This is a genomic window from Cellulomonas sp. Y8 (genome assembly GCF_008033115.1).
In the GTDB taxonomy this organism is placed as follows: domain Bacteria; phylum Actinomycetota; class Actinomycetes; order Actinomycetales; family Cellulomonadaceae; genus Cellulomonas.
The window spans coordinates 477,129-501,886 of record NZ_CP041203.1 but is presented as its reverse complement, the minus strand read 5'-3'; the positions used below and the strand labels follow the sequence as shown (position 1 = coordinate 501,886).

Here is a 24,758-nt window from a genome sequence, read left to right as displayed (position 1 = left end):
CCGCAGCACCCCGCCGACACCCTGGAGGTACCCCATGACCGAGACCGATCCGCGGCGGGTGCTGCTGAAGCTGTCGGGCGAGGCGTTCGGGGGCGGGTCGATCGGCCTCGACGCGGGCGTGGTGCGCCGCGTGGCCGCCGAGATCGCGGCCGCGGTCGCCGACGGCGTGCAGGTCGCCATCGTGTGCGGCGGCGGCAACTTCTTCCGCGGGGCCGAGCTGGCCCAGAACGGCCTGGACCGGGCCCGTGCGGACTACATGGGCATGCTGGGCACGGTCATGAACTGCCTGGCGCTGCAGGACTTCCTGGAGCAGGCCGGCGTGGACACGCGCGTGCAGACCGCCATCACGATGGGCCAGGTCGCCGAGCCGTACATCCCGCTGCGCGCCATCCGGCACATGGAGAAGGGCCGGGTCGTGATCTTCGGCGCCGGCGCCGGCATGCCGTACTTCTCGACCGACACCGTCTGCGTGCAGCGCGCCCTCGAGACGCACTGCGACGAGGTGCTGATGGGCAAGAACGGCGTCGACGGCGTCTACACCGCGGACCCGCGCACGGACCCCACGGCCACGAAGCTCGACCACCTGACGTACACCGAGGCGATCGTGCAGGAGCTCGGCGTCATGGACTCGACCGCGCTGTCGATGTGCCGCGACAACGGCGTGCGCATGCGGGTCTTCGGGCTGGAGGAGCCGGGCAACGTCACCCGGGTGCTCCGGGGTGAGAAGATCGGGACGCTGGTCACCGAGGACTGACCGCGTCGTCGCCGGCGCCCCGACCGGCAGCACGCCACCAGCACGACCATGACTGAAGGAGCAACCGTGATCGACGAGATCCTCCTCGAGGCCGAGGAGAAGATGGACAAGGCCGTCGAGGTCGCCAAGGAGGACTTCGCCGCGATCCGCACGGGTCGTGCCAACGCGGCGATGTTCAACAAGATCACGGTCGACTACTACGGCAGCCCCACGCCGCTGCAGCAGCTGGCGTCGTTCAACGTCACCGAGGCGCGCACGATCCTCATCTCCCCGTTCGACAAGTCGTCGATGCAGGGGATCGAGAAGGCGCTGCGCGACTCGGACCTGGGCGTGAACCCGACGAACGACGGCAACGTCATCCGGGTGACCCTGCCGGCCCTGACCACCGAGCGCCGCAAGGAGTTCGTCAAGCTCGCCAAGACCAAGGCCGAGGACGCGCGCATCTCCCTGCGCAACATCCGCCGCCGCGCCAAGGACGAGCTGGACCGCCTGGTCAAGGACGGCGAGGCCGGCGAGGACGAGGTCGTGCGCGCGGAGAAGGAGCTGGAGGCCGTCACCAAGCGGCACGTCGACCTGGTCGACCAGCTCCTCTCCTCCAAGGAGAGCGAGCTGCTCGAGGTCTGATGTCGTCCCAGCCCGCCGTCGCCCCGGCGCCCGGCACCTCGCGTGCCGGGCGCGACCTGCCCGTCGCCCGTCGCCGTCGGCCTCGGGTTGCTGGTCCTCGTCGCGGCGTCGCTGTTCATCCGCCGCGAGGCGTTCGGGCTCATCGCGGTCGCCGCGGTGGGCGCGGGCCTCTGGGAGCTCGCGCAGGCGTTCGCCCGGCGCGGCGTGCACATCCCCGTGCTGCCGCTGCTCGTCGGAGACGTCGGCATCCTCGTCTCCGCGTACGTCGCGGGGATGGAGGCCCTGTTCGTCGCGTTCGTGCTGACCGTCGGCGGCATCGTTCTGGCGGGTGCTGGACGGCAGCGGCCCGCGGGCGGTGCGGGACGCGACGTCGGGCGTGTTCGCGGCGGCGTACCTGCCGCTCATGGCCGGCTTCGTCATGCTGATGCTGGCGGCCGAGGACGGCGCGATGCGGGTGGCGCTGTTCATCCTGCTCTGCGTCGCGAACGACACCGGCGGCTACGTCGTCGGCGTGCTGATCGGCCGGCACCCGCTGGCGCCGTCGGTCAGCCCGAAGAAGACCTGGGAGGGCCTGCTCGGCTCGGTCGTGCTGGCCTCGGTGGTCGGCGTCCTGGGCGTGCACCTCATGTTCGACGGGGACCCCGCCGTGGGCGCGCTGCTGGGCGTGGCCACGGTCGTGGTCGCGACGCTGGGCGACCTGGGGGAGTCGCTCATCAAGCGCGACCTCGAGCTCAAGGACATGGGCACCCTGCTGCCGGGGCACGGCGGCATCCTGGACCGGATCGACTCGATGCTGCTGGCCGCCCCGGTGGTCTACCTGCTGCTCGAGGCGCTCCAGCCCGTCGCCGGCGCCTGACGCCGCACGGCCGGGACCCGACCGGCTCCCAGCCCGCACCCAGCACCACCCGACACCCTGACCACGACACCCCCGAGGAGGACCGCGTGAGCGCCACGCCCGTCGCACTCAACCTGTCGGCCCCGACCCGCGGGGCCCGCGGCAAGCCGCCGAAGCACTTCGTCGACCTCACGCCCGCCGAGCGCGTCGAGGCCGTCACGGCCCTCGGCGAGAAGCCGCTGCGCGCGAAGCAGCTCGCGACGCACTACTTCAGCCACCTGACGGTCGACCCCGCCGCGATGACCGACCTGCCGGCCGCGAGCCGCGACAAGCTGGTCGAGGCCCTGTTCCCGCAGCTGCTGACCGCCGCGCGGACCATGCAGGCCGACGGCGGCACCACGGTCAAGACCCTGTGGCACCTGTTCGACGGCGCCAAGGTCGAGTCCGTGCTCATGCGGTACGCGCACCGGTCGACGCTCTGCGTGTCCAGCCAGGCGGGCTGCGGCATGGCCTGCCCGTTCTGCGCCACCGGCCAGCTCGGGCTGACCCGCAACCTGTCGACGGCGGAGGTCGTCGAGCAGGTGCGCGCCGCGGCCGCCGCGCTGGAGGCCGGTGAGGTCCCCGGCGGTCCGACCCGGCTGTCGAACGTCGTCTTCATGGGCATGGGCGAGCCGCTCGCGAACTACAAGACCGTCATGGAGACGGTGCGGCGGATGATCGCCCCGGTCCCGGACGGCCTGGGCATGTCCGCCCGCAACATCACCGTCTCGACCGTCGGCCTGGTGCCCGCGATGCGCAAGCTCGCGAAGGAGGGCATCCCGGTGACGCTCGCGCTGTCGCTGCACGCCCCGGACGACGAGCTGCGCAACGAGCTCGTGCCGATCAACACCCGGTGGAGCGTCGCGGAGACGATCGACGCCGCCTACGAGTACTTCCAGGCGACCGGCCGGCGGGTGTCCATCGAGTACGCGCTCATGCGCGACATCAACGACCAGGCGTGGCGCGCCGACCTGCTGGGCACCGAGCTCAACCGGCGCGGCCGCGGCTGGGTGCACTGCAACCCCATCCCGCTGAACCCGACGCCCGGTTCGAAGTGGACGGCGAGCGATCCCGCGGTCGAGCAGGAGTTCGTGGCACGCTTGCGCGCACACGGCATCCCGACCACCGTCCGGGACACCCGTGGGTCCGACATCGACGGTGCGTGCGGCCAGCTGGCGGCTGAGGAGGACTGATGAGCGGCGGCGCCATGTTCCGGCGGGTCACCGGGATGCGGACGGGGTACCACCCCGAGGAGGTCGACGACTTCTTCACCCACGCCCGGACGGTCTACGAGCAGGGCCCCGCCGGCGCGCTGTCCAGCCGGGACGTGCGGACCGTCGCGTTCGACCTCGTCCGGCACGGCTACTCCACCACCGCCGTCGACGCCGCGCTCGACCGGCTCGAGGCGGCGTTCGTCGCGCGGTCCCGCGCCGACTTCATCGCCGACCGCGGGCGCCAGGCGTGGATGGAGACGCTCGCCGAGCAGGCGCGCTCGCTGTACGGCCGGCTGACCCGCCCGGAGGGCGAGCGGTTCGGGCACCCGAAGGGCCGCCAGCCCGGGTACGACGCCGCCGAGGTGGACGCGCTGTGCGACCGCCTCGTCGCGTACTTCGACACCAACGCGCCGCTGACCGCGCAGGAGGTGCGCTCCGCGGTGTTCACCCGCCGCAAGGGCGCCCGCGCGTACGCCGAGGGCCCGGTCGACGCGTTCCTCGAGCGCGCCGTGGACGTGCTGCTCGCCGCGGAGTGAGTCCCGCTCGGGCAGGATGGGGCGGATGAACGCGCGCACCGTCGTCCTGCTCGGCTCCACCGGATCGATCGGCACCCAGGCCGCCGACGTCATCACGCGGGACCCGGAGCGGTTCCGGGTCACCGGGATCAGCGCCGGGGGCTCGGACCCCGTCGCGCTGGCGCGGCAGGCCGTGGCGCTCGGCGCGCAGACCGTCGCCGTCGCCGACCCGGACGCCGCCGGGACGGTGTTCGCCGAGGTCGTGCGGGCCTCCGCCGAGGCGGGGCTCCGCCAGGTCGGCGTCGAGGTGCTGACCGGACCGGACGCGGCGTCCCAGCTCGCCGCCCGCGGCGCCGACGTCGTGCTCAACGGCATCACCGGTTCCGTCGGGCTCGGGCCCACCCTCGCCGCGCTCGGCTCCGGCAGCGTGCTGGCCCTCGCGAACAAGGAGTCGCTCGTGGCCGGCGGGCCGCTCGTGCGGGCGGCGGTCCAGCGCCCCGGGCAGGTGGTCCCCGTCGACTCGGAGCACTCGGCGATCGCGCAGTGCCTGCGCGGCGGGCGGCGGTCCGAGGTCCGTCGGCTGGTGCTCACCGCGTCCGGCGGCCCGTTCCGCGGCCGCACCCGGGCCGAGCTCGCCGACGTGACCCCCGAGCAGGCGCTCGCGCACCCCACGTGGTCCATGGGGCCGGTCGTGACGATCAACTCGGCCACCCTGGTCAACAAGGGGCTCGAGCTCATCGAGGCGCACCTGCTCTTCGACGTGCCGGTGGCCGACATCCAGGTGGTCGTCCACCCGCAGTCCGTCGTGCACTCGATGGTCGAGTTCGCCGACGGCTCGACGATCGCGCAGGCGTCCCCGCCGGACATGCGGCTGCCGATCGCCCTCGGGCTGTCCTGGCCGGACCGGCTGCCGGACGCCGCGGCTCCGGTCGACTGGACGCGGTCCGGCCGGTGGGAGTTCGAGCCGCTGGACGAGGACACGTTCGGTGCCGTGGCGCTCGCCCGGGCCGCGGTCGCCGCGTCGGCCACGCACCCGGCGGTGTACAACGCGGCCAACGAGGAGGCCGTCGCGGCGTTCCTCGCCGGGCGGCTCGGGTTCCTCGGCATCGTGCAGACCGTCGAGGAGGTGCTGGCCGCGCACGACGGCGGCCCGGTGCGCGACGTCGCGGACGTGCAGGCGGCGGAGGACTGGGCCCGCGCCCGCGCCCGGGAGCGGGTCGCGGCGGCCTGACCCGGAGCGGCGGGGCCGCCGGGTCGTCGAGAACGGTGGTTCGCGTCGAGAACGGCGGTTCCACGCACCGATCTCGGGCGGAGGCACCGACCTCGGCGGGGTCGCCGGGTCGCGCGTGCCGGGTCAGCCCTCGCCCGCGAGACCGGTGAGCCGGCTCGGGCGGCCCGTGGCGCGCTCCTCCCGGTCGGCCAGGGCTGCCGCGCCGTCCCGGAGCGTCGCCGCGACCCGGTCCGTGAGCCGCCGCGCGGCCGCGCCGTCCAGGCCGCGCGACCCGCGGCGCGCCGACCCGCGGCCCGCCGCCCCTCGGCCCGCCGGCCCGCGCACCACCCACGGCAGCCGCGTCAGCGCCCCGTCGCCCCCGGTCAGCAGCTCCGCCAGCGTCCGCCCCGCGAGGTTCCCCGCCGCGACGCCGTCGTCCCCGCCGCCGTCCGCCCACGCGATCCCGGCGTCCGCGTCGAACCCGAGCGCCGGCAGCGGCCCGCCGGCGAGCGCGACGCCCCACGCGTGGGTGGTCCGCGCCTCGGCGCCGAGGGGCAGCAGCCCGGCCAGCGACCGCTGCAGGCGCAGCACGGCGGCGAGGTCCTTGCCGGACGGGGCGGCGGGGGTGCGCGCGCTCCGCAGGCTGAGCACGAGCCGGTCGTCGGCGGTGCGCAGGGCCCGGACGGGCCGGTGCCCGGCGTCGGCGAGCACGACGCCGCGCCGCAGGCCCAGCGCCGTCCAGACCTCCTCGACCAGCGGCGCGGTGGCGACGGCGTGCCGGGCGCCCGCCGGGGCCCCGCCGCCGGTGGCCCGGACGAACGCGAGGGGTGCGCGCACCGTGCCCTGGTCCGTGACGACGGCGCCGGGGGAGAGCCGCAGCGCCCGGGTGCCCTCGGCGACGCGGGCGCCGTGCGCGGTCAGCACGTCGACGAGCCCCCGGACGAGCGCCGCGGGCTGCAGCCGGCCCACGTCGGGCGCGAGGGTGCCGCCGAGCGCCCCGGGTGCCCGCACGAGGCGGGCCACGTCGTCCGGCCCGAGCGCCTCCACCTCGTCGCCCCAGGCCCGGGCGGTCCCGGCGTCGACGGTGAGCCGCGCCAGCTGCGCGGGCGTGCGCGCGACGGTGAGCAGGCCGCCGACCGCCACGTCGGCGTCGATCTGCTCGGCCGCCGCGACGCCGCCCACCTCGACGACGGCGTCGCGCAGGGCGGCACGCGCGCTGCGTGCCGCCTCGGGTCCGTGCGCGGCGGCGACCCGGGAGGCGGCGGACGCGGGTCCGGCGCCGTACCAGCCGCCGGTCCGCCCGCTGGTCCCGGCGCCGGCGACGTCCCGCTCGACCACGAGGACGTCGAGGGCAGGGTCCGCCTCGAGGAGGTAGTACGCGGTCCACAGCCCGGTGAGCCCCGCGCCCACGACGACGACGTCGGCGCTGGTGTCCCCGTCGAGCGGCTCGCGGGGCGGGCGGGGGTCCACGGCCTCGGCCTGGTCGAACCACAGGGACCGTGCCGACGGGTCGCCCCCGGTGCTCCACCGCAGGACGAGCGCGGAGCCGTCGTGGCCGGGCCCCACCTCATGCACGTCCTCCACGCCACCTCCCGGGGTCGTCGGCCGTCGGACCGATCGTCACGGTTCGCCCCGGGCGGCGCAAGGCGGTCGCCGGACGGGTGATCCGGCGGGTGACCGGGCCCCTGCGCCCCTCCGGCCCGCGACCTGCGGGGTACCGTGCCACGACGAGTCCCTCCCCGGCAGCACCGGGCCGCCCGGAACGAGGAGCGATGTCCGCACCCGCACCGCCGCCGCGGGACCTGCCGGTCGCCCGGCGGTCCGGCGACCCGACGCTGGGTCTCATCCGGCGGGTGCTGCTGGTCTGCCTGCTGTTCGGTGCGGTGTCGGTGGTCGCGGTGGCGGTGCTGCGCTGGGACGACGCGCTGCTGCGGGCCGCGTCGCCGGTGCTGCTGGTCGTCGTGCTGCTGTTCGCCTGGCTGGTGCTGCGGCGCCCCGCGGCCACGGTGCCGGTGTCGCGGGTCGTGCTGCTCGGGCTGGACGCGCTGTGGCTCGTGACGATGGGCAGCCGGCTGGGCTCGGCCGGGGGCGGGGGCTGGGATGCGCTGTTCCCGACGACGTTCATGGGCCTCGCGCTGTTCGTGGTGATCGGCTACCTGGTGTTCCCCACCCGGTTCGCGGCGCTGCACGCGGCCGCGGTGGTGCTCGCCACGCTGGCGGTCGGCTGGGTCGCTCTCGCGCTCGGCCCGTCCGACGGCGACGCGCGCGGGCACGCGGTCGACCTGGCGCGGTACGCGGTGTACCTGGCCGTGCTGGCGGCGATGGTCTGGGTGCTGTCCCGCACGAAGGAGCACGCCGCCCGGGCGTTCCAGGTCGCCGAGCACGCCAGCGCGGAGGCGGCGTCCATGCGGGAGATGGCCTACCGCGACCCGCTGACCGGCGCGGCGAACCGCCGTCGGCTCGAGGACGAGCTGGCGTACCAGGCGCGGGTCGTCGGGTCGGGGCTGGACGTGGCGCTGGTCTACCTGGACCTGGACCGGTTCAAGGCGGTGAACGACGTGCACGGCCACGCCGTCGGCGACCGGGTGCTGGTGGCGGTGGCGCGGGCGCTGGAGCAGCACGTGCGGTCCGGGGACCTGGTCGCCCGGCTGGGCGGCGAGGAGTTCCTCGTGGTCGCTCCCGGGACGGGGGCCGACGACGCGCGGGCGCTGGCCGAGCGGCTGCGTGCGGCGGTCCCGGGCGCGGTGCGGGGGCAGGCGCCGGTGGACGTGACGGCGAGCCTCGGGGTCGCCGCGCTGCGGGCGGGCGAGGAGCCGGCCGCCGCTCTCGGCCGCGTGGACGCGCTGATGTACCGGGCGAAGCGCGCGGGCCGGGACCGGGTGGTCGTCGACGGCGACCCAGACCACGACGCGGGCCACGGCACGGCCGACGTCCAGCCCGCCCCCAGGAATCCGGGGCAGGATGGGGGGTCGTCCCACCCCCGCCGAGCCGACCCGCTCGGCGGGTCGCCGCACTGAACGGAGACCCCCGCATGGCCTACGCGATCGGCGTCGTGGTGCTCGTGGTGGGCATCCTCGTGTCCATCGCGCTGCACGAGGTCGGGCACATGGTGCCGGCCAAGAAGTTCGGCGTGCGCGTGAGCCAGTACATGGTCGGCTTCGGCCCGACCCTGTGGTCCCGGACGAAGGGCGAGACGGAGTACGGCGTCAAGGCCATCCCGCTCGGCGGCTACGTCCGGCTGATCGGCATGTACCCGACGCCCGACGCGGTGGGGAACCCGCCGGTGCGCGGCTTCTTCAGCCGGATCGCCGCCGACGCCCGCGAGGCCAGCGCGGAGGAGATCCGTCCGGGCGAGGACCACCGGGCGTTCTACCGGCTGTCGACGCCGAAGAAGCTCGTGGTCATGCTCGGCGGGCCGGTGATGAACCTGATCATCGCCGTGGTGCTGCTGGCGGTCGTGCTGGTCGGCATCGGTGTGCAGGGCGCGAGCACGACGCTGTCCTCGGTGAGCCAGTGCGTGCTCCCGGCGGGGTCGACCGCGACGGAGTGCTCGGCCGACGACCCGGCCGCCCCCGGCGCGGAGGCCGGCCTGCAGCCCGGTGACACCGTGGTGTCGTACGACGGCGTGGCGATCACGTCCTGGGACCAGCTCAGCGGGCTGATCCGCGGCTCGGGCGACCAGGCGGTGCCGGTCGTCGTCGAGCGCGAGGGCGAGCGCGTCGAGCTGACGGTGACCCCAGTGGTCGCCGAGCGCCCGGTCACGGACGACTCGGGGCAGGCGGTCCTCGACGACGACGGCGACCCGGTGACGCGCCCGGTCGGGTTCCTCGGGGTGAGCCCCGGGACGGAGCTGCAGCGTCAGCCGGTGTCCGAGGTGGTCGAGCTGACCGGCGACGCCGGGTGGCAGACGATGCGGGCCGTCGTCACGCTGCCGGCGAACCTGGTGGGCATCGCGGAGAGCGCGTTCGGGAACGGGGAGCGGAGCTCCGAGGGCGTGCTCGGCCCGGTCGGCGTGGCGCGGCTGGCCGGCGAGGTGGCCTCGTCGGACGCGACGGGCGTCGGGGTGGCGGAGCGGGTGTCCGGGATGCTCAGCCTGCTCGCCTCGCTCAACATCGCGCTGTTCGTGTTCAACCTCATCCCGCTGGTCCCGCTCGACGGCGGCCATGTCGCGGCGGCGCTCTGGGAGGGCCTCAAGCGCCAGGTCGCCCGCCTGCGGAAGCTGCCCCGCCCCCGCCCCGCGGACGCCGCCCGGCTGCAGCCCGTGGCGCTCGCGGTGTTCGTCGTCCTCGGCGGGATGGGCCTGCTCCTGGCCTACGCGGACATCGTCGCGCCGATCACGTTCGGCTGACCGGTGACCGGCCGGCCCTGCTCGGGCGCGCTGCGGCCCCGCGGTGCGATGATGGCCCCGTGAGCACCCCCATCAGCCTGGGCATGCCGGAGGCTCCTCCGCCGGTGCTGGCCCCGCGCCGCCCGACCCGGAAGATCCGCGTGGGCAAGGTCGAGGTCGGGGGCGACGCCCCGGTCAGCGTGCAGTCGATGACGACGACCCTGACCTCCGACGTGAACGCGACCCTGCAGCAGATCGCCGAGCTGACCGCGGCGGGCTGCGACATCGTCCGCGTGGCGGTGCCGACCCAGGACGACGCGGACGCGCTGCCGGCCATCGCGCGCAAGTCGCAGATCCCCGTGGTCGCGGACATCCACTTCCAGCCGCGCTACGTGTTCGCCGCGATCGACGCCGGCTGCGCCGCGGTGCGGGTGAACCCGGGCAACATCCGGAAGTTCGACGACCAGGTCAAGGAGATCGCCCGCGCCGCGCAGGACGCCGGGGTGTCGCTGCGGATCGGCGTGAACGCCGGCTCGCTCGACCCGCGGCTGCTCGCGAAGCACGGGAAGGCCACCCCGGAGGCGCTGGTCGAGTCGGCCGTGTGGGAGGCGTCGCTGTTCGAGGAGCACGACTTCCACGACTTCAAGATCTCGGTGAAGCACAACGACCCGGTCGTGATGGTGCGCGCCTACGAGCTGCTGTCCGAACGCGGCGACTGGCCGCTGCACCTCGGCGTGACCGAGGCCGGGCCGGCATTCCAGGGCACGATCAAGTCGGCGACCGCGTTCGGCGCGCTGCTGAGCAAGGGCATCGGCGACACGATCCGGGTGTCGCTCTCGGCGCCTCCGGTCGAGGAGGTCAAGGTCGGGATCCAGATCCTGCAGTCGCTGAACCTCCGGCCGCGCAAGCTCGAGATCGTGTCCTGCCCGTCGTGCGGGCGCGCTCAGGTCGACGTGTACACGCTGGCCGAGCGGGTCACCGCCGGGCTGGAGGGCCTCGAGGTGCCGCTGCGGGTCGCCGTGATGGGCTGCGTGGTGAACGGCCCCGGCGAGGCGCGCGAGGCGGACCTCGGCGTGGCGTCGGGCAACGGCAAGGGGCAGATCTTCGTGCGCGGCGAGGTCGTGCGCACGGTCCCCGAGTCGGCCATCGTCGAGACGCTCATCGACGAGGCGATGCGGATCGCCGAGGGCATGGAGCCGGCCGGCGACGGTCCCGGCGGCCCCGTGGTGACGGTGGGCTGACGCCGGTGCGGGGGCTCTGGGAGGACCTGGCGGCGGGGCGGCCGCCGGCGGGCACCGACGGTGCGCGGGTGCTGGCCGACGCGGACCTGCCGCGCGCCCTCGCGCTGTGCGCGCAGGACCCGGTGGCGGCGGTGCTCGCGACCACCCGGCTCGAGCAGGCGGCGGTCGTCGGGCTGCGCCGCTCCGGCGGGCAGCTGTGGGGGTACGAGGTCGACGGCGCGCTGGTCGCGCTCGCCTGGGCCGGCGCCAACCTGGTGCCCGTCGTCCCGGACGCCGCGGTGCGCGGGGCGGCGCTCGACGCGTTCGCGGCGATGGGCCGGGCCCAGGGGCGGCGGTGCTCGTCCGTGGTCGGCGACGCCGAGGCGGTGCTGCCGCTCTGGGAGCGGCTGGCGCCCGCGTGGGGCGTGGTCCGGGAGGTCCGCGCGGAGCAGCCGTCGATGGTGATCGACGGCGACCCGGTGGTCGCACCCGACCCGGCGGTGCGGCGCTCGGCGCCGGAGGAGTACGACCTGGTCCTGCCGGCCTGCGTGCGGATGTTCACCGAGGAGGTCGGCTACTCGCCGATCGGCGGCACCGGCGGGGCGTACGAGGCCCGGGTGCGCTCGCTCGTGCGCGAGGGCCGGTCGTTCGTCCGGATCGACCCCGGCGAGGACGGGGCGCCGCAGGTGGTGTTCAAGGCCGAGCTGGGCGCCGTCGCCGGCGGGGTGGCCCAGGTGCAGGGCGTCTGGGTCGAGCCCACGCGGCGCGGCGAGCGGCTGTCCGAGGCCGGGATGGCGGCGGTGGTGGCCGCGACCCGGCGGGACGTCGCGCCGACCGTGTCCCTGTACGCGAACCACTACAACGAGCGGGCGCTCGCGGCGTACCGCGCGGTGGGCTTCCGCCGCGTGGGCACGTACGCGACGGTGCTGTTCTAGGCGCCCGGCCCGGCGTCAGGCGCCGGTCGTCGTGGTCGCGCCCGCCGTCGGGGCGCCCGCCGCGTCCGTCAGCGGCTGATCGGCCGCCAGCCGGTCCCAGAGGTCCTGCGCCTGCGACGTCCACACCACGCGGTACCGGTCCTGCGGCGCCTCGGCGACCGGCACGGTCACCGGCTGCAGCGTGGCCGGGTCGACGTCGCGCAGCGTCAGCGCCAGGCCGGCGAGGTCCCGCACGTCCGCCAGGCCCTCGCTGATCGACAGCGACCGCGTGACGGACGTGAGCACCGGCATCAGCGTCGTCGGGTCGCTCAGCAGCCCCGCGCCCTGCACTTGGGCGGCCAGCGCGTCGACGAGCTGCTGCTGCCGCTCGATGCGCGCCAGGTCCGAGCCCATCTCGAGCCCGTTGCCGGTCCCGGTGCGGGCGCGGAGGAACTGCAGCGCGGTGGTGCCGTCGAAGGTCTGCGGCCCGGCGGGGACGTGCAGGCCGGCCTTGGGGGAGTCCATCGCCTCCGGCAGGTCCATGGGCACGCCGCCGAGCGCGTCGATGACGTCCCGGACGCCGTCCATCTTCACGACGATGCTCTCGTCGGTCCGCAGCCCGCTGTTCTGCTCGAAGGTCCGCCGGGTGCAGGCCGCCGCGGCCGCGAGGTTCTGGGTCTCGCCCCCGCCGATGTGGAACGCGTCGTTGAACATCGCGTCCGACTGCGGGTCGGTGGTGCTGCCGTCCTCGAGCGTGCAGGACGGGATGTCGACCAGGGAGTCGCGCGGGATCGAGACGACGTCCACCCGGCTCCGGTCGGCCGACAGGTGCACGAGCATCGTGGTGTCCGAGCGCATCCCGTCGACGTCCCCGGCGATCTCGGCGTTCTCGCCGTCCCGGAGGTCGGTGCCCATCACCAGGATGTTGAGCGGCCGGCCGGCGTAGCCGTCGACGGGGTCCTGCTCCGCGCGGGGGCCGTCGGCCGGTCGTCGCCCAGGAACTGGTCCACGTCGGCGGCGTCGATGCTGCCCTGGACCTGGGCGTACAGCGCGACGGCACCGGTGGTGCCGCCGAGCGCGAGCACGCCGGCGGTCGCGGCGGCGACGCGGGCGACGCGGCGGCCGACGCCCCCGCGGGCGCGGCGGACGTGCCGGGCGGGGCGCTGCACGGCGCGGCTGTGCCGGACGGGGCGGTCGCTCCTGGGGGTGGTCTCGGGCATGGCTCCCACGCTAGGGAGGGTCCCGCGGGGGCCGCTCGGCGACCAGGGAGAGCCCTCGGAGGGATCCTGTGCGCGACGTGTGAAGCCCGCCTCAGCGCAGCAGGCGGGACATCCGCCGGTCGGCGAGCGGCTTGCCGCCGGTCTGGCAGGTCGGGCAGTACTGCAGCGACGAGTCGGCGAACGACACCTCGTGCACGGTGTCCCCGCAGGGGACGCCGTCCCAGCCGGGGCAGGCCTCGCCCGTGCGGCCGTGCACCCGCATGCCGCGGCGCTTGGCGTCCTTGAGCTCGGCGGCGGGCCGGCCGGCGGCGGTCGCGACGGCCTCCCGCAGCACGCCGACGGTCGCCGCGTGCAGCCGGGCGACGGCGTCGGCGTCGAACGACCGGGTGAGCGCGAACGGGCTCGTGCGGGCGACGAGCAGGATCTCGTCCGAGTAGGCGTTGCCGATGCCGGCGATCGTGCCCTGGTCGCGCAGCAGGCCCTTGACCTGCTGGTTGCGCGCGGCCATGAGCTCCCCGAGCCGCGCGGGCGTGAACTCCTCGGACAGCGGCTCGACGCCGAGCGTGGCGACCTGCGGCACCTCGGCCGGGTCGGCGACCACGTGCACGGCGAGCCGCTTGCGGGTGCCCGCCTCGGTGAGGTCGAAGCCGGACCCGTCGTCCAGCCGGACGCGGAGCGCGAGCGGCGACTTCCCGGGCCGGACCGGCGTCGCGGGCAGCTGCTCGGACCAGCGCAGCCAGCCCGCGCGCGCGAGGTGGAACACGAGGTGCAGCGGGTCGCCGACGCCGCCGCCCGCGGCCGGGGGCGCGACGCCGAGGTCGAGCCACTTGCCGTGCCGGCCGGCGGACACGACGGTGCCGCCGGTCAGGTCGGTGGGCGCGGGGCGGAACGTCTTGAGGGCGCTGATCGCCCCGACCTCGACCCCCGCGACGGTGCGCCCCACGGCGCGCTCGCGCAGGAAGTCGGCCAGCGACTCGACCTCGGGCAGCTCGGGCATGGACCCATGGTGGCCCAGGCGTCCGACACCCGGCACTCCCACTAGGCTGCCGCCCATGCTGCTACGCCTGTCCACGCTCTTCGTCCGCACCCTGCGCGAGGACCCGGCCGACGCGGAGGTGGCCAGCCACAAGCTGCTCGTCCGCGCCGGCTACATCCGCCGCGCCGCCCCCGGCATCTACACCTGGCTGCCGCTGGGCCTGCGGGTGCTGGGCAAGGTCGAGCAGGTCGTGCGCGAGGAGATGGCCGCCGCGGGCGCGCAGGAGGTGCACTTCCCGGCGCTGCTGCCGCGCGAGCCCTACGAGGCGACCGGCCGGTGGACCGAGTACGGCCCGAACCTGTTCCGGCTGCAGGACCGCCGCGAGAACGACTACCTGTTGGCGCCGACGCACGAGGAGATGTTCACGCTCCTGGTCAAGGACCTGTACTCGTCGTACAAGGACCTGCCGCTGACGCTGTTCCAGATCCAGACCAAGTACCGCGACGAGGCCCGCCCGCGCGCCGGCCTGATCCGCGGCCGCGAGTTCATCATGAAGGACGCCTACTCCTTCGACGTGGACGACGCGGGGCTGGACGCGTCGTACGCCGCGCAGCGCGCCGCGTACCAGCGGGTGTTCGAGCGCCTGGGCCTGGGGTACGTCATCGTGGCGGCGACCTCCGGCGCGATGGGCGGCTCCCGCTCCGAGGAGTTCCTCAACCCGACCGCGATCGGCGAGGACACGTTCGTGCGGTCGCCGGGGGGCTACGCGGCCAACGTCGAGGCCGTCACGACGGTCGCGCCGCCGGCCCTGCCGTACGACGACGCCCCCGCCGCGCATGTCGAGGACACCCCGGACACCCCGACGATCGACTCGCTGGTCGCGGTGTCGAACGAGCGGTTCCCCCGCGCCGACCGCCCCTGGACCGCCGCTGACACGCTGAAGAACGTCGTGCTCGCGCTGGTGCAGCCGACCGGCGAGCGCGAGCTGCTCGTCGTCGGCCTGCCCGGCGACCGCGAGGTCGACCTGAAGCGCCTCGAGGCCGCCGTGGCCCCCGCCGAGGTCGAGCCGGCCGTCGAGGCCGACTTCGCCGCGCACCCCGAGCTGGTCAAGGGCTACATCGGCCCGCTCGCGCTCGGCCCGAACCGCGAGGGTCTGGCCGCCGACGCCGAGGGCCGCACCGCGGTGCGGTACCTGCTGGACCCGCGCGTCGTCCCCGGCACCCGCTGGATCACCGGCGCGAACGAGCCCGGCAAGCACGTGTTCGACCTCGTGGCCGGCCGCGACTTCGCCGCGGACGGCACCGTCGAGGCCGCCGAGGTGCGCGCCGGGGACGAGGCGCCCGACGGCTCCGGCCCGCTGGAGCTCGCGCGGGGCATCGAGATCGGCCACATCTTCCAGCTGGGCCGCAAGTACGCGCAGGCGCTCGGCCTGACCGTGCTCGACCAGAACGGCAAGTCCCAGGTCGTCACGATGGGCTCGTACGGCATCGGCGTGTCCCGGGTGCTCGCGGCGCTGGCCGAGGCGAACCACGACGACCGCGGCCTCGCCTGGCCCGCGGGCGTGGCCCCGGCGCACGTGCAGATCGTCGCGACCGGCAAGGACGCCGCGGTGTTCGAGGCCGCCGAGTCCCTGGCGCAGACCCTGGACGCGCGCGGCATCGAGGTGCTGTACGACGACCGGTTGAAGGTCTCGCCCGGCGTGAAGTTCGCCGACGCGGAGCTCCTGGGCGTCCCGCTGACCGTCGTGGTGGGCCGCGGGCTCGCGGACGGGCTGGTCGAGGTGCGGCCGCGCGTGGTCGTCGAGGGCGGGCCGCAGGCCGAGCAGGTCCCGGTCGCCGAGGCCGCGGACCGCGTGGCGGAGCTGGTGGACGCGCTGCTGGCGCGCTGACGAGCCGGCCACGACGGCCCCGCCCCCTGCCGGGACGGCAGGGGACGGGGCCGTCGCCGCGCGGAGTGCGAGGAGGCCCGGCGCGCGACGCGGCCCCTCCGGGCGGCGGCCTACGCTTTCCGGCCACGCCCACGCCGACCTGCGGTGGCGGGGCCGGGAGCGTTGGCGCCGCGCTTGCGCGACGCCCGCCGCGACCGCGCGACCCCCCGGGGGTCAGCCCGCGGGCGGGGTCGGCGTCGGGGACGCCGTGGCGGCGGCGGCCGGCAGGCCCGGGAGAGCCGTGGGGGTCGCGCCCCAGGACAGCGCCTCCACGGCCGAGGTGCGCAGGCCGTCGACCGCCGCGGTGCGGTCGGCCGTCGAGGCGCCGGTGTCGAGCACGGCGTCGGCGTGCACGGCGGCCAGGTCGGTGAGCAGCCCGGCGGCGAACGTCCGCACGGCCTCGGCGGACGACAGGTCGCCGCCCAGCTCGTACGCCACGCGGCGGGGGTCCTCGGCGGTGCCGGCGACGCCGACCGCCTCGGCCCACGCGGTCGCCGCGGCCCGGTGCGCGGCGGCGGCGGACCGTGCCTGCGCGCGGGCGTCGTCGGACAGCCGGGCGGCGACGACCTCGAAGCCGTAGCCCGCCTGGTCCTCGGCGAGCACGAGCGCGAGGGCGTCGGCCCGGTCGAGGTCCGCACCGAGCGCGTCGGCGGGGCCGGTCGCGGTGGGCGACGGGGCGGGGGTCGCCGACCCCGAGGCGGACGCCGACGGCAGCGCCGCCGACCCGTCGCCCGACCCCGACCCGTCCGCTGACCCGCCGGCGGTGAAGCCGCCCTCGGGCTCGGCGTCGACGGCGGGCGCCTCCGCGCCGAGCGCGGCCGCGAGCCGGTCGGCCAGCTGAGCGCGGGACGCGGCGACGGACGCGAGCAGCCGGGCCAGGCCCGGGTCGTCGGTCGCGCGGGCGTCGGCGCGGGCCTCGGAGGCGGCACCGCCGAGCAGCGCCAGGACGTCGGCGGGCGTGGCGGCCGGGTCGGTGGCGGACGGCGTGGGGGAGGGGGTCGCGTCGGGGTCCTCGGCGAGCCCCGACTCGTACACCCCGCCCAGCGCCTCGACCTGGACCTCCGACGTCGACGCGACCAGGCCCAGCACGGCCGCGACGCCCTCGTCGGTGCCCGCGGTGGCGGCCTCGGCGGCCGTGGCGAGCGCGAGGGCGTCGTCCACGGCGTCCCGCCGCACCTGCTCCGTGGCGTCCGGCACCGGCTCGGCGGGCGGGTCGGTCTCGAGGCGCAGGCCGCAGCCCGCCAGCAGCGCCGCGGTGCCGAGCGCGAGCACCCCGGCGAGGGCGCGGGCGCGCCGGGACCGGGCGGGCGCGGGGTGCGGGGCGGGGCGCGACGGGCGGCGCGAGGCGGTGCGGGGCATCGCGGGCGATCCTGCCACGGACACCCGGTCCCGCACCGGACCCGAGGTCCCCGCCCGGGCCGGTGTCGCGCACGTCGCACCCGGTCCGCGCCCCGTCCGGCGGGTGCGGCGCCCGGGAGTCAGTACGCTGGTCGCAGCACGCGGTCCGCCGCGCGCCGCTCCACCGTGCAGGACCGACAACCACACAGCGTCGACGTCCCCGGTGTCGGCGTGCGCGCGACGAGGCCGCACCCCGCCGAGGACCGACACAGGAGGTCAACATGCCCGCGCCCGCCAGCGCGCAGCGCATCCGGGAGACCATCGAGCCGGTGGTGACCGCCGCCGGCCTGTGGCTGGAGGACGTCGAGCTGGGCCGCGAGGGCGGCCAGGCCGTGGTGCGCGTCGTGCTCGACGCGCCCGAGGACGCCGAGGAGCAGGTCGACCTGGACGGCGTCGCCGACGTGTCCCGCGCCGTCTCCGCGGCGCTCGACGACCTGGACGGCCTGCCCGAGCGGTACACCCTCGAGGTGTCGAGCCGCGGGGCCACCGCGCCGCTCGTCGCCCGCCGGCACTACGCGCGGGCCATCGGCCGCCTCGTGGTGCTCCGTCTGGACGACGGCGGCTCGCTGACCGGCCGTCTCGTCGACGTCGAGCGCGGGGCGACCGACGCGGAGGACGCGGTGGTCGTCACGCCCGAGACGCCGGGCGTCAAGGGCCGGCCGGCCAAGATCGGCGAGCCGGTCCGGCTGCCGCTGGCGCGGGTCCGCGAGGGCCGCGTCGAGGTGGAGCTGGTCCGGGACAAGGACGACGCACGGGGCGGCGACTCCGCCCCCGACGGGCCGCAGGGCCGGGAGGACTGATCGTGGACATCGACATGCAGGCGCTGCGGCTCATCGAGCGGGAGCGCGAGATCAGCCTGGACGTGCTCGTCTCGGCCATCGAGCAGGCGCTCCTGTCCGCGTACCACCGGACGCCGGACGCCCACGCCGACGCGCGGGTCGAGCTCGACCGCCGGTCCGGCCACGTCACCGTGTGGGCGCGCGAGCGCACCGTGGTGCCCGCGCCGGACGCCCCGGAGCCGGCGGAGGGCGAGGACGGCACGGTGACCGCGGTCCCGCCGACCACGACGTCGCTCGGCCCGGAGTTCGACGACACCCCGGCCGGCTTCGGGCGGATCGCGACTGCCACCGCGCGCCAGGTCATCGTGCAGCGCCTGCGCGACGCCGAGGACGACCAGGTGCTCGGGCAGTTCCGCGGTAAGGAGGGCGAGGTCCTCGGCGGCGTCATCCAGCAGGGCCGCGACCCGCGCGTCGTGCTGGTGGACGTCGGCGGCACCGAGGCCGTGCTGCCCGCGCACGAGCAGGTCCCGACGGAGAAGTACGTGCACGGCGAGCGGATCCGCGCGCTGGTGCTCGACGTGTCGCGCGGCTCGAAGGGCCCGCAGATCACGCTGTCCCGCACGCACCCGAACCTGGTCCGGAAGCTGTTCGAGCTCGAGGTCCCGGAGATCGCCGACGGCCACGTGGAGATCACCGCGCTGGCCCGCGAGGCCGGGCACCGCACCAAGATGGCCGTGCGGTCCCGCGTGCAGGGCCTCGGCGCGAAGGGCGCGTGCATCGGCCCGCTCGGTGCTCGCGTGCGTGCCGTGATGGCCGAGCTGCACGGCGAGAAGATCGACATCGTCGACCACTCGGACGACCCGGCGGAGATGGTCGCGCACGCGCTGTCGCCGGCGCGCGTGCTGTCCGTCACGGTCGTGGACCCGGCCGCCCGCGCCGCGCGCGTCGTCGTGCCGGACTACCAGCTGTCGCTCGCGATCGGCAAGGAGGGCCAGAACGCCCGCCTCGCCGCGAAGCTGACGGGCTGGCGCATCGACATCCGGTCCGACGCGCAGGGCGCCGACGGCGGCCACGAGGGGACGCCCGAGACCGCGGGTTCGCCCTCGGCCGACGGTGACGGAAGCGCCGCCGGTCGAGTCGGGTGACGTCGCGCGCTAGACTGTCGTCGGCTGGGCCGGAGGCTCGGCTCTCCTCGCCGAGCAGGCGCCACCCCGACACCCACGCAGCGGACGACGCTGCGGAGGTCGTCGTGGGCCCGGTGCGCACGTGCGTGGGGTGCCGGAACACCGGTCCGAGGTCGGTCCTGCTGCGCGTGGTCGCGGCGACGACGGACGCGGGACATCCCGCGGTCGTGGTCGACGTGCGCCGGGCGCTGCCGGGCCGGGGTGCCTGGCTGCACCCCGATCCTCACTGCCTCGAGCTCGCCGAGCGCCGTCGTGCGTTCCCGCGGGCCCTGCGTCTCGCGGGGCCGCTGGACACGTCCGCGGTGCGGGAGCACCTCGGGGTCGTGTGAGGAGGACCGTCGCCGCCCGGGCAACCCGCCGGGGTGGCATGTGCACCGTCGAACAGGGAAAGCGGGTCGAAGAGCCGATGGCTGCCCGATGAGCACGCACCGATGAGTACCCAGCGATGAGTACCCAGCACTAACGACGGTCCGACCCTGTCCGGGCGGGCCGAGACAGGGAGAGATGTGGCCAAGGTCCGCGTCTACGAGCTCGCCAAGGAGCTCGGAGTCGACAGCAAGTCCCTCATGACCAAGCTGAACGAGCTCGGTGAGTTCGTGCGCTCGGCGTCCTCGACGATCGAGCCGCCGGTGGTCCGCAAGCTGCGGGACACCTACCCCGCCGGTGGTGGCGCGAAGCCCGCCGCGAGCCGGCCCGCCAACGCCCCGGCCGCCGCGCCGGCACCGTCGGCGACCCCCGCCGCCCCCGCGCCGTCGGCCCCGGCCGCCGCCGCGCCGGCTGCGCCCGCCCCGGCCGCGCGCCCCTCGGCGCCGGCCCCGTCCACGCCCGCCCCGGCGGCGCGTCCGGCCGCCGCGGCCCCGGCCGCTCCGGCCCCGGCCGCCCCCGCGGCCCCGGCTGCGGCTGCGTCCGCCCCGTCGGCCCCGGCCGCGCGCCCCGGTCCGGCCCGTCCGGCCGCCCCGGCGCCGCGTCCGGCCCAGCCGGCCCGCTCCTCCGAGGGTCAGGGCGGCGGCGACCGCGGCCCGCGCCCCGGTGGCGCCCCGCGTCCGGGCGGTCCCCGCCCGGGCAACAACCCGTTCGCGTCGTCCCAGGGCATGCCCCGCTCCGGCGGTCCGCGCCCCGGCGGCCCGCGCCCGGGCAACAACCCGTTCGCGTCCTCGCAGGGCATGCCCCGCCCGGGCGAGCGCCGCTCCGACGCCCCGGCCGCCTCGGCCGGCGCGCAGGCCGGCGACCGTCCCGGTGGGCCCCGTCCCGCCGCGCCGCGTCCCGGTGGTCCGCGCCCGAACCCGGGCATGATGCCGGGCCGCAGCACCAGCGGCGTCGGCCGCCCCGGCGACCGTCCGGCCCGTGCCGGCGGCGGCGGTGGCCGTCCCGGCGGTGGTGGCGGCGGCTACGGCGGCGGCGGTGGTCGTCCCGGCGGTGGCGGCGGCTTCGCCGGCCGTCCGGGCGGCGGCGGTCGTCCCGGTGCCGGTGGGCGTGGCTCGACCCAGGGCGCGTTCGGTCGCGCCGGTGGTCGTCCGGTCCGCGGGCGGAAGTCGAAGCGCGCGAAGCGCCAGGAGTTCGAGCAGATGCAGGCGCCGTCGCTCGGCGGCGTGCAGGTGCCCCGCGGGAACGGCTCGACCGTCATCCGCCTGCGCCACGGCTCGTCGCTGAACGACTTCGCCGACAAGATCGACGCCAACCCGGCCTCGCTGGTCACGGTGCTGTTCCACCTCGGTGAGATGGCGACCGCGACCCAGTCCCTCGACGAGGACACCTTCGGCACGCTGGCCACCGAGCTCGGCTACGTCGTGGAGATGGTCTCGGCCGAGGAGGAGGACCGCGAGCTGCTCGGGGCCTTCGACATCGACCTGGACGCCGAGCTCGAGGGCGAGGGCGACGAGGACCTGTTCCCGCGCCCGCCGGTCGTCACCGTCATGGGTCACGTCGACCACGGAAAGACCAAGCTCCTCGACGCCATCCGGTCCACGGACGTCGTCGCGGGCGAGGCCGGCGGCATCACGCAGCACATCGGTGCCTACCAGGTGCGCACGGAGCACGAGGGCCAGGACCGGGCCATCACGTTCATCGACACCCCGGGTCACGAGGCGTTCACCGCCATGCGTGCCCGTGGTGCGCAGGTGACGGACATCGCGATCCTCGTGGTCGCGGCGGACGACGGCGTGATGCCCCAGACCATCGAGGCGCTCAACCACGCCCAGGCGGCCGGCGTGCCGATCGTGGTCGCGGTCAACAAGGTGGACAAGGAGGGGTCGAACCCCGCCAAGATCCGCCAGCAGCTCACCGAGTACAACCTGGTGGCCGAGGAGTACGGCGGCGACACCATGTTCGTCGACGTCTCCGCCAAGCAGCGGATGGGCATCGACCAGCTGCTCGAGGCCGTGCTGCTGACCGCGGACGCCGCGCTCGACCTGCGGGCCAACCCCGACAAGGACGCCCGCGGTGTCGCCATCGAGGCGAACCTGGACAAGGGCCGCGGCGCCGTCGCGACCGTCCTGGTCCAGTCCGGCACGCTGCACGTCGGTGACGCGATCGTCGCTGGCACGGCCCACGGCCGCGTCCGGGCGATGTTCGACGAGCACGGCGACAACGTCACCGAGGCGGGCCCGGCGCGTCCGGTGCTGGTCCTCGGCCTGGCGTCGGTCCCGAGCGCCGGCGACACCTTCCTGGTGGCGCCGGACGAGCGCACCGCCCGGCAGATCGCCGAGAAGCGCGAGGCCGCCGAGCGCGCCGCCCTCCTGGCCAAGCGCCGCAAGCGCATCAGCCTCGAGGACTTCACGCAGGCGCTGCAGCAGGGCAAGGTCGAGACCCTCAACCTGGTCCTCAAGGGCGACGTGTCCGGTGCCGTCGAGGCGCTGGAGGACGCGCTGCTCAAGATCGACGTGGGCGACGAGGTCGACCTGCGGGTCATCCACCGCGGTGTCGGTGCGATCACGCAGAACGACGTCAACCTCGCCACGGTCGACAACGCCATCATCATCGGCTTCAACGTCAAGTACGCGGAGCGGGTGGAGGACCTCGCCGAGCGCGAGGGCGTGGACGTCCGGTTCTACTCGGTCATCTACCAGGCGATCGACGACGTCGAGGCGGCCCTCAAGGGCATGCTCAAGCCGGAGTACGAGGAGGTGCAGCTCGGTTCCGCCGAGGTGCGCGAGGTGTTCCGCTCCTCCAAGTTCGGCAACATCGCCGGCTCGATCGTCCGGTCCGGGGAGATCCGCCGCAACACCAAGGCGCGGGTGCTCCGGAACGGCGCGGTCATCGGCGACAACCTCACCGTCGAGTCGCTCAAGCGGTTCAAGGACGACGCCACCGAGGTCCGCGAGGGCTTCGAGTGCGGTATCGGCCTCGGGTCGTACAACGACATCACGGTGGGCGACATCATCGAGACCTGGGAGATGCGCGAGAAGCCGCGCTCCTGACCGGTCCCACTTGCGGGTCTGCCCCCACGCGTCGAGCGTGGGGGCAGGCCCGCGGCCGTTCGTCCGCCCGCCGACGCGGGCGCTGAGAGGAGATCGACATGGTGGACCACCCCCGGGCCCGCAAGCTCGCGGACCGCATCCAGCAGATCGTCGCGCAGATGCTCGACACCCGGATCAAGGACCCGCGGCTCGGCTTCGTCACCGTCACCGACGTGCGCGTGACCGGCGACCTGCAGCACGCGAGCGTGTTCTACACGGTGCTGGGTGACGAGGAGGCCCGCACGGGCACGGCCCAGGCGCTGGAGAGCGCGAAGGGCCTGATCCGGTCCGAGGTCGGCAAGCAGACCGGCGTCCGGCTCACCCCGACGCTGGAGTTCCACCTGGACGCCGTGCCCGAGACCGCCGCCCACCTGGACGCGGCGCTGCTCGAGGCCGCCCGCCGGGACCGCGAGGTCTCGGCCCTGGCCACGGGCGCGCAGTACGCCGGCGAGGCGGACCCGTACCGCAAGCCGGCGGACGAGGACGAGGACGCCGACGAGGCGGACGCCGCGCGCTGAGCGTCCCCGCCCCGCGGCCGTGAGGTCGTCACAAGCCCACGAGGTCGTCACTCAGGAGTGACGACCTCGTGGCGTGGTGACGACCTCGGCAGGCTGCTGGCGGCTGACGGGTCAGGCGTCCTCGCGGCCGGTGCCGCGCGGCATGGCCAGCGACGCGACCGCGGCGAGCGCGATGACCGCCGCACCGGTCAGCACCGCCGGGCGCAGGCCGGCGTCGAACCCGTCCGGGCTGATCGTGCCGCCCGCGGCGGTGAACACGGCGGTCAGGACCGCGACGCCCAGCGCGACGCCGACCTCCCGCAGCGTCGAGTTCGTCGACGACGCGGTGCCGTGGTCGTCCGGTGCCATGCCGGAGAGCACCGCCGTGGCGCTCGGGGCGAAGGTCAGGCCCATGCCGACGCCGGCCAGCACCAGGCCCGGGACCAGCGCGGCGTAGCCGCCGTCGGAGGCCGCGAACCCGAGCCACGCGAGCCCGGCGGCCTGGGCCACGAGGCCACCGGTGAGCAGCACCCGCACGCCCACCCGGGGTGCCAGCATCCCGGCCAGCGGGGCGACCACCATCGGCGCGGCGGTCCACGGCAGGGTCCGCAGGCCCGCCTCCAGGGGCGAGTAGCCCTGGACGACCTGCAGGTACTGGGCGAGCAGGAACACGGCGCCGAACGCGCCGAGCGAGAACGCGAAGCCCGAGACGTTCGCGACGGAGAAGCTCCTCGACCGGAACAGGCGCAGCGGGACCAGCGCGTGCGGGGTGCGGGCCTCGTGCCGGAGGAACAGCGCGAGGGCGACGACGCCGCCGACGATCGGGCCGAGCACCCCGGCCGACGTCCACCCGTCCTCGTTGCCGTGCACGACGCCCCAGACGATGCCGAGGACGCCCGCGGCGGCCAGCACGAGGCCGAGCAGGTCGAGCCGCTGCGCCCGCCCGCGGCCCTCGGGCAGCGCGCGCAGCACCAGCGGCACCGCGACGAGGGCGACCGGCACGTTGATCCAGAACATCGCCTCCCAGGAGATGCCCTCGACCACGGCGCCGCCGACGACGGGGCCGAGCGCGACGCCGAGGCCGGAGACCCCGCCCCAGACGCCGATCGCCATGGCGCGACGCGAGGCCGGGACGGCAGCGGCGAGCAGGGTGAGCGACAGCGGCATGACGGCCGCGGCCCCGACGCCCTGGAGTGCGCGGGCGGCGATCAGCGCGTCGGGGGAGCCCGCGAGGGCCGCGGCGATCGAGCCGAGGGTGAACACGGCGATCCCGCCGAGGAACGTGCGACGGCGTCCCCAACGGTCGCCGAGCGTCGCGGCGGCGATCATCAGGGTCGCGAACGCCAGCGTGTACGCGTTCACCACCCACTGCAGGTCGGTGAGCGTGGCGCCGAGCTCGGCCTGCAGGACGGGCAGCGCGCTGGTGACGACGAGGTTGTCGAGCGTCGCCATGAACATGGGGAGCGAGGCGGCCAGCAGGGCGACGGCGACCGGGACGGCGCGGGTCGCGGCGCGGACGGGGCCGGGCGCGGGGGCTCCGGCGACGGGGGAGCCGGCCGCGGCGGCCGACGGCGGGTCGGCCGGGGCGCCGGCGGCGCCGGCACCCGGGGCGGTGGTGCGGGTCTGCGTCGACATCGGAGGCTCCTGTAAGCATCGGCTGATTACTTGGA

General features: G+C 75.8%; 22 protein-coding genes. 16 read left to right on the top strand and 6 right to left on the bottom strand.

Annotation, left to right across the window (positions count from 1 at the left end; all coding sequences use genetic code 11):
• The first annotated feature begins 34 nt into the window (after window positions 1-34).
• The 6 genes from pyrH (at window position 35) to dxr (ending at window position 5,212) form a co-directional block, all read left to right on the top strand.
• On the top strand, window positions 35-754 hold the full coding sequence (pyrH, locus tag FKM96_RS02265; protein WP_147793864.1) for a UMP kinase: 720 nt from the start codon (window positions 35-37) through the stop codon (window positions 752-754).
• Between the two features lie 66 nt (window positions 755-820).
• Window positions 821-1,378, top strand: a complete 558-nt coding sequence (gene frr, locus FKM96_RS02260; RefSeq protein ID WP_147793863.1) for a ribosome recycling factor — start codon at window positions 821-823, stop codon at window positions 1,376-1,378.
• A gap of 328 nt (window positions 1,379-1,706) precedes the next feature.
• The gene (locus tag FKM96_RS22050; protein ID WP_371300473.1) at window positions 1,707-2,234 is read left to right on the top strand and encodes a phosphatidate cytidylyltransferase; all 528 of its coding nucleotides are present in this window, start codon (window positions 1,707-1,709) and stop codon (window positions 2,232-2,234) included.
• Between the two features lie 86 nt (window positions 2,235-2,320).
• Window positions 2,321-3,445 carry a 23S rRNA (adenine(2503)-C(2))-methyltransferase RlmN gene (gene rlmN / locus FKM96_RS02250; RefSeq protein WP_147793862.1) on the top strand — a complete coding sequence of 375 codons (1,125 nt, stop codon included), beginning with the start codon at window positions 2,321-2,323 and terminating at the stop codon, window positions 3,443-3,445.
• Complete coding sequence (locus FKM96_RS02245) at window positions 3,445-4,002, top strand: DivIVA domain-containing protein (RefSeq protein ID WP_147793861.1); 558 nt, start codon at window positions 3,445-3,447, stop codon at window positions 4,000-4,002. Before rlmN ends, FKM96_RS02245 begins: the two co-directional genes overlap by 1 nt.
• A 25-nt stretch (window positions 4,003-4,027) precedes the next feature.
• Window positions 4,028-5,212 (top strand): 1-deoxy-D-xylulose-5-phosphate reductoisomerase, encoded by a 1,185-nt coding sequence (gene dxr, locus FKM96_RS02240; RefSeq protein ID WP_147793860.1) that lies wholly within the window; start codon window positions 4,028-4,030, stop codon window positions 5,210-5,212.
• 123 nt (window positions 5,213-5,335) lie between these two features.
• Here dxr and FKM96_RS02235 read toward each other — a convergent pair whose 3' ends face one another.
• Window positions 5,336-6,775, bottom strand: coding sequence for an FAD-binding oxidoreductase (locus tag FKM96_RS02235; protein ID WP_147793859.1), 1,440 nt, complete (start codon window positions 6,773-6,775; stop codon window positions 5,336-5,338).
• Between the two features lie 188 nt (window positions 6,776-6,963).
• Here FKM96_RS02235 and FKM96_RS02230 point away from each other — a divergent pair, with 188 nt between their 5' ends.
• The 4 genes from FKM96_RS02230 (at window position 6,964) to FKM96_RS02215 (ending at window position 11,673) form a co-directional block, all read left to right on the top strand.
• The gene (locus tag FKM96_RS02230; RefSeq protein ID WP_147793858.1) at window positions 6,964-8,208 is read left to right on the top strand and encodes a diguanylate cyclase; all 1,245 of its coding nucleotides are present in this window, start codon (window positions 6,964-6,966) and stop codon (window positions 8,206-8,208) included.
• Window positions 8,209-8,222: 14 nt separating this feature from the next.
• Window positions 8,223-9,539: an RIP metalloprotease gene (locus FKM96_RS02225; protein WP_147793857.1), complete on the top strand. Its 1,317-nt coding sequence runs from the start codon at window positions 8,223-8,225 to the stop codon at window positions 9,537-9,539.
• 83 nt (window positions 9,540-9,622) lie between these two features.
• On the top strand, window positions 9,623-10,759 hold the full coding sequence (gene ispG, locus FKM96_RS02220) for a flavodoxin-dependent (E)-4-hydroxy-3-methylbut-2-enyl-diphosphate synthase (RefSeq protein WP_210417417.1): 1,137 nt from the start codon (window positions 9,623-9,625) through the stop codon (window positions 10,757-10,759).
• Between the two features lie 5 nt (window positions 10,760-10,764).
• Window positions 10,765-11,673, top strand: coding sequence for a DUF4081 domain-containing GNAT family N-acetyltransferase (locus tag FKM96_RS02215; RefSeq protein ID WP_246855157.1), 909 nt, complete (start codon window positions 10,765-10,767; stop codon window positions 11,671-11,673).
• 15 nt (window positions 11,674-11,688) lie between these two features.
• Here the strand turns inward: FKM96_RS02215 and FKM96_RS02210 are convergent, their stop codons facing one another.
• The 3 genes from FKM96_RS02210 to FKM96_RS02200 all read right to left on the bottom strand — a co-directional run bounded on the left by FKM96_RS02210 (window position 11,689) and on the right by FKM96_RS02200 (window position 13,869).
• The gene (locus FKM96_RS02210; RefSeq protein ID WP_147793855.1) at window positions 11,689-12,567 is read right to left on the bottom strand and encodes an LCP family protein; all 879 of its coding nucleotides are present in this window, start codon (window positions 12,565-12,567) and stop codon (window positions 11,689-11,691) included.
• The gene (locus FKM96_RS02205; protein WP_147793854.1) at window positions 12,567-12,872 is read right to left on the bottom strand and encodes a hypothetical protein; all 306 of its coding nucleotides are present in this window, start codon (window positions 12,870-12,872) and stop codon (window positions 12,567-12,569) included. The genes FKM96_RS02210 and FKM96_RS02205 overlap by 1 nt, the downstream gene beginning before the upstream one ends.
• A gap of 91 nt (window positions 12,873-12,963) precedes the next feature.
• Window positions 12,964-13,869: an Fpg/Nei family DNA glycosylase gene (locus FKM96_RS02200; protein WP_147793853.1), complete on the bottom strand. Its 906-nt coding sequence runs from the start codon at window positions 13,867-13,869 to the stop codon at window positions 12,964-12,966.
• Window positions 13,870-13,924: 55 nt separating this feature from the next.
• Here FKM96_RS02200 and FKM96_RS02195 point away from each other — a divergent pair, with 55 nt between their 5' ends.
• A complete protein-coding gene (locus FKM96_RS02195) occupies window positions 13,925-15,736 on the top strand; it encodes a proline--tRNA ligase (protein WP_147793852.1) in 1,812 nt (603 codons plus the stop codon).
• A 213-nt stretch (window positions 15,737-15,949) separates the two neighbouring features.
• Here the strand turns inward: FKM96_RS02195 and FKM96_RS02190 are convergent, their stop codons facing one another.
• Window positions 15,950-17,134: a DUF4439 domain-containing protein gene (locus tag FKM96_RS02190; RefSeq protein WP_147793851.1), complete on the bottom strand. Its 1,185-nt coding sequence runs from the start codon at window positions 17,132-17,134 to the stop codon at window positions 15,950-15,952.
• Window positions 17,135-17,394: 260 nt separating this feature from the next.
• Here FKM96_RS02190 and rimP point away from each other — a divergent pair, with 260 nt between their 5' ends.
• The 5 genes from rimP to rbfA all read left to right on the top strand — a co-directional run bounded on the left by rimP (window position 17,395) and on the right by rbfA (window position 23,109).
• The gene (gene rimP / locus FKM96_RS02185; RefSeq protein WP_147793850.1) at window positions 17,395-17,973 is read left to right on the top strand and encodes a ribosome maturation factor RimP; all 579 of its coding nucleotides are present in this window, start codon (window positions 17,395-17,397) and stop codon (window positions 17,971-17,973) included.
• Between the two features lie 2 nt (window positions 17,974-17,975).
• A complete protein-coding gene (gene nusA, locus FKM96_RS02180; RefSeq protein WP_147793849.1) occupies window positions 17,976-19,097 on the top strand; it encodes a transcription termination factor NusA in 1,122 nt (373 codons plus the stop codon).
• A gap of 167 nt (window positions 19,098-19,264) precedes the next feature.
• A complete protein-coding gene (locus tag FKM96_RS21220) occupies window positions 19,265-19,465 on the top strand; it encodes a YlxR family protein (protein WP_246855156.1) in 201 nt (66 codons plus the stop codon).
• A gap of 177 nt (window positions 19,466-19,642) precedes the next feature.
• The gene (infB, locus tag FKM96_RS02170) at window positions 19,643-22,552 is read left to right on the top strand and encodes a translation initiation factor IF-2 (RefSeq protein WP_147793847.1); all 2,910 of its coding nucleotides are present in this window, start codon (window positions 19,643-19,645) and stop codon (window positions 22,550-22,552) included.
• Window positions 22,553-22,650: 98 nt separating this feature from the next.
• Entirely contained in the window at window positions 22,651-23,109 is a 459-nt protein-coding gene (gene rbfA / locus FKM96_RS02165; RefSeq protein ID WP_147793846.1) for a 30S ribosome-binding factor RbfA, read from the top strand.
• A gap of 111 nt (window positions 23,110-23,220) precedes the next feature.
• Here rbfA and FKM96_RS02160 read toward each other — a convergent pair whose 3' ends face one another.
• Entirely contained in the window at window positions 23,221-24,723 is a 1,503-nt protein-coding gene (locus FKM96_RS02160; RefSeq protein WP_147793845.1) for a DHA2 family efflux MFS transporter permease subunit, read from the bottom strand.
• Between the last annotated feature and the right edge of the window lie 35 nt (window positions 24,724-24,758).

Coding starts and splice junctions, on each gene's coding strand:
- pyrH (WP_147793864.1), top strand. CDS start 35: ATGACCGAGACCGATCCGCGGCGGGTGCTGCTGAAGCTGTCGGGCGAG.
- FKM96_RS02205 (WP_147793854.1), bottom strand. CDS start 12,872: ATGCCCGAGACCACCCCCAGGAGCGACCGCCCCGTCCGGCACAGCCGC.
- rimP (WP_147793850.1), top strand. CDS start 17,395: ATGCCCGCGCCCGCCAGCGCGCAGCGCATCCGGGAGACCATCGAGCCG.
- FKM96_RS02245 (WP_147793861.1), top strand. CDS start 3,445: ATGAGCGGCGGCGCCATGTTCCGGCGGGTCACCGGGATGCGGACGGGG.
- ispG (WP_210417417.1), top strand. CDS start 9,623: ATGCCGGAGGCTCCTCCGCCGGTGCTGGCCCCGCGCCGCCCGACCCGG.
- dxr (WP_147793860.1), top strand. CDS start 4,028: ATGAACGCGCGCACCGTCGTCCTGCTCGGCTCCACCGGATCGATCGGC.
- FKM96_RS02190 (WP_147793851.1), bottom strand. CDS start 17,134: ATGCCCCGCACCGCCTCGCGCCGCCCGTCGCGCCCCGCCCCGCACCCC.
- FKM96_RS02195 (WP_147793852.1), top strand. CDS start 13,925: ATGCTGCTACGCCTGTCCACGCTCTTCGTCCGCACCCTGCGCGAGGAC.
- FKM96_RS02210 (WP_147793855.1), bottom strand. CDS start 12,567: ATGGGCACCGACCTCCGGGACGGCGAGAACGCCGAGATCGCCGGGGAC.
- FKM96_RS02225 (WP_147793857.1), top strand. CDS start 8,223: ATGGCCTACGCGATCGGCGTCGTGGTGCTCGTGGTGGGCATCCTCGTG.
- FKM96_RS02160 (WP_147793845.1), bottom strand. CDS start 24,723: ATGTCGACGCAGACCCGCACCACCGCCCCGGGTGCCGGCGCCGCCGGC.
- FKM96_RS02200 (WP_147793853.1), bottom strand. CDS start 13,869: ATGCCCGAGCTGCCCGAGGTCGAGTCGCTGGCCGACTTCCTGCGCGAG.
- FKM96_RS02230 (WP_147793858.1), top strand. CDS start 6,964: ATGTCCGCACCCGCACCGCCGCCGCGGGACCTGCCGGTCGCCCGGCGG.
- rbfA (WP_147793846.1), top strand. CDS start 22,651: ATGGTGGACCACCCCCGGGCCCGCAAGCTCGCGGACCGCATCCAGCAG.